Genomic DNA, 3,253 nt, shown 5'->3' with positions numbered 1-3,253 from the left:
GTGATCGGTTTTATCTCTTTCAGTATTGCTTTCATTGTTATCAATTACAAAAGGCATCTGAACCTCAGAATCTTCAGGGTTAAGTCCCTCTGTATCTGATAAAAAGTTTAAAGATGGTATTAAAACTGACAAATTATCAACAGCCCCAGTAATAGGTAAAGTATTAGGTTTTTTATACCATTTAGCGATGGAGCCTCTGTAACGGCCTCCTCTTTTATACAGCCGAGCTGGTTGCCAGTCATTCTTATAAAAATGAATTAAAGTATTTAAATAACCTCTATCCGTTACATTATTAGTATATATATCATTATTAATAATTGACTCTAACTTACTCGCGATTGACGAAGCTGAATCAAGGTAGTTTGTTAATATTTTATCTTTATCTGGTTCGAAGGCTATATTGGACTTTTTCATTAATAAGCGAAACTTATTACAAACCTCAGCTTCTCTTGTTGATGAGCTTGTAGCTAATTCAGGATCGATGAGTGTATGTATTGTTTTAAAATAATTACCAATAAAATTAGCAAGAAGATTTAATGATTTTGAATCTTGCTTATACTCATATGATTTAATAAGTAATACATAGAATGGTATCTCATTGCACCAACCATTTTTATATGTGCTGCGATTAAAACTCTCTCTTGAGCTTGCATCTAGCTCAACTCCATACTCATTAAAGGCATAATAAATATACTCAGGAAGACATAGCTCACTTTTAGTAAACTCCCATAGCTTCTGTGACGCATCATTCATCCTTTTTAATAATAAAAAAACTTGTGATAAACCACTCAAATCTTCAGGGGCACTTATGCGAGAAGTAAAATCATCAAAGTCAGATTTTATATCCTCGATACTGATTTCCAAGTTTACCCCTTTACAATACAACTCAATATGCTCAAGAAGCTTAACTTTTAGCGTACCCGTCATAATTTAATCACTTTTGTACTAATTTTAAGCCATTTACATAATTCTGTTTTTGTTTTAATAGCTGGAAATAAGGTACGCCATTCTGTTGAATCAATTACTGGTTGTTCACCTTTGAATAAGCCAATAAGTAACTCTGAGATTAAAGGGCCGGATGCATTAAAGTACTGCTTAAAAAGTAGTCGAACAATATCATTAAGAAAAATTAAACGTCTAAGATCGGGTGTCGGACGATTAGGAAGGATCAAACATGGGACAAGTTGATTTGACTGTTCTTGAAGTCGACAAACTTTATGAAATGTAAATAAGCCAGAGACTAGTTTTAACTTTTCATTATCAGTTTTATATCCAATTATCGGGGCTTGATAAGCATCAAGTTTCCAAGTAGTAATTGTATCAAAGCTGTCGTTTGAACTTGGTTTTAAAAACGAAAATAAATTTATATTACTGATTAAATTATCTATGGTTTTTTCAAGGGTAATATTTTCTGCGACAATATACTCAAATGTAGACCTGTCTAATAATTCATCGATCTTTTTTAATTTGCCTTCAACATTCTCATCAATCATATTCAGCACCAGAACAATAAGTAGTCATTTTTGACATTTTCATAATGTGCCTAAATAGTGCCCAGATCAAGCTTTAAATGTTCGTAAAACACTCAAAAACAGATTTTAATATTAACTAAATTTTATCTAAGTTATTGTAATAATATGCAATTCATTATATTTACTGGAGATTATTATTTATAGAAGTAATTAAACTAACGTCTTGACATGGTAGGGGTCGGTGGTTCGATTCATGTGCTGCTTGGTAATTTAAAGACTCAACATGATCATATAAAGCAATCGAAACCACTTGTGTTTCTCCAGGTATATTACCCCCTATCATTAATACCAAGCCAAACTCTCCTAATGTATGGGCAAAACCAAGTGCAAAAGCACTTAAAATAGTACTTTTAAGAAGCGGTATTAATAAAAAGAAAAACCGCTTTTTCGCACTAAAACCAAGCGCAATAGCCGCCTGATTATAATGAGCATTTATTTGTTTAAAGCCAATTAATAAAGGCTGCATAACAAAAGGCAATGAGTAAATGAGTGAACCTAAAACAATCCCCGAAAAACTAAAAGCCAATTGCTGGCCCGTTACACTTTGCCAAAACTGTCCAAGCATACTATTTGGTGAAAATGCGACCAATAAATAAAACCCCAATAAAGTCGGTGGTAATACTAACGGCAAAGCAATGATGGCTTCAAAATAAGCTTTAAAACGCCCCTGATAGTTTGATAACAACCACGCAATTGGAAAGCAAATAAACAATAGTAATAATGAAGTAATAACAGCCAGTTTTATGGTGAGTAATAATGCGGTTAAATCAGTGTCTAGCATGCACTATTAATCCTTTTTGTAGCCAAATTCAGCAATCTGTGTTTGCACCTTTATTGAAAGTAGATAATTCATTATTTTATTACTTAAGGCAAGGTTATCAGTTGATTTTAAAATTACTGCTTGCTGGATAATTGCTGGGTATTGCGTCTCAGGAATCAGCGTATAAGCTTCGTATTTGCTATCGGGCTGTAACTGATTAGCCGCTTTTAATGTAGCTAAGGCAACTATACCCAGCCTTGCGTTGGCACTATCTACAAATTGGAATGCCTGTGTAATATTGTTTGCTAAAGCAAACGTCAAACCAGTTTTTAAATAGTGATTATTGTAATATTCTGCGGCCTCTCCATAAGGAGATAAACGTGGATTGGCTATCGCAATATAAGGATTCTCTGAATGTGCCTCTGGCTGCCAAAGGGCTAGCTTTCCTGTGGCATAAGTTTTCAAACTACCGTTAACAATTAAACCTTGCTCACTGAGTTGCTCTGGCCTTTTAGCATCAGCTGATAAAAAAATATCAAACGGCGCACCATGAATAATTTGCGAATACAGCACACCACTTGCACCTGCTGATATTTTTATATCAATATTATTATAAAATGAGGCCTGTTTAAGCAACTGCTCTAATGGCGCCTTAAAATTACTAGCAACCGCAATATGAACACTCTCTTTTGCCACCACACTATTTATATTAAGTAATAGTAAAAAACAAAAATAGTAACTGACTCTATTGTAAAGCATTGACATTGTAAGTATTGTTTTAATTATATAAAGAATATTAAGAATTAATATATATGAATGATTGCTTTAATGCATCCGGTTTATTATCGGTTGAACTTGCCCTTGAAAATATTTTATCGACTCTAAAACCAGTTAAACAAAATGAGCAGATCGAATTTTATGATTCTGTAGATAGAATATTATCCAAAGCACTTATCTCAAC

At 33.3% G+C, this 3,253-nt stretch carries 3 protein-coding genes and 1 pseudogene; all 4 read right to left on the bottom strand.

Annotation, left to right across the window (positions count from 1 at the left end; genetic code table 11):
* A pseudogene (locus ACT3RM_RS17360) lies at positions 1–927 on the bottom strand (hypothetical protein); the annotation flags it as partial.
* Positions 924–1,493 carry a hypothetical protein gene (locus tag ACT3RM_RS17355; RefSeq protein WP_076919047.1) on the bottom strand — a complete coding sequence of 190 codons (570 nt, stop codon included), beginning with the start codon at positions 1,491–1,493 and terminating at the stop codon, positions 924–926. The pseudogene ACT3RM_RS17360 and the gene ACT3RM_RS17355, both read right to left, overlap by 4 nt.
* 160 nt (positions 1,494–1,653) lie before the next feature.
* Positions 1,654–2,313 carry a molybdate ABC transporter permease subunit gene (modB, locus tag ACT3RM_RS17350; protein WP_444511461.1) on the bottom strand — a complete coding sequence of 220 codons (660 nt, stop codon included), beginning with the start codon at positions 2,311–2,313 and terminating at the stop codon, positions 1,654–1,656.
* Positions 2,314–2,319: 6 nt separating this feature from the next.
* Positions 2,320–3,057: a molybdate ABC transporter substrate-binding protein gene (gene modA, locus ACT3RM_RS17345; protein ID WP_441996604.1), complete on the bottom strand. Its 738-nt coding sequence runs from the start codon at positions 3,055–3,057 to the stop codon at positions 2,320–2,322.
* Positions 3,058–3,253: the final 196 nt, after the last annotated feature.

It is taken from the genome of Pseudoalteromonas sp. AOP7-A1-14, from assembly GCF_052376275.1.
Lineage (GTDB): Bacteria > Pseudomonadota > Gammaproteobacteria > Enterobacterales > Alteromonadaceae > Pseudoalteromonas.
The sequence above is the reverse complement of the archived record's forward strand: the minus strand, read 5'-3'. Positions and strand labels throughout refer to the sequence as shown.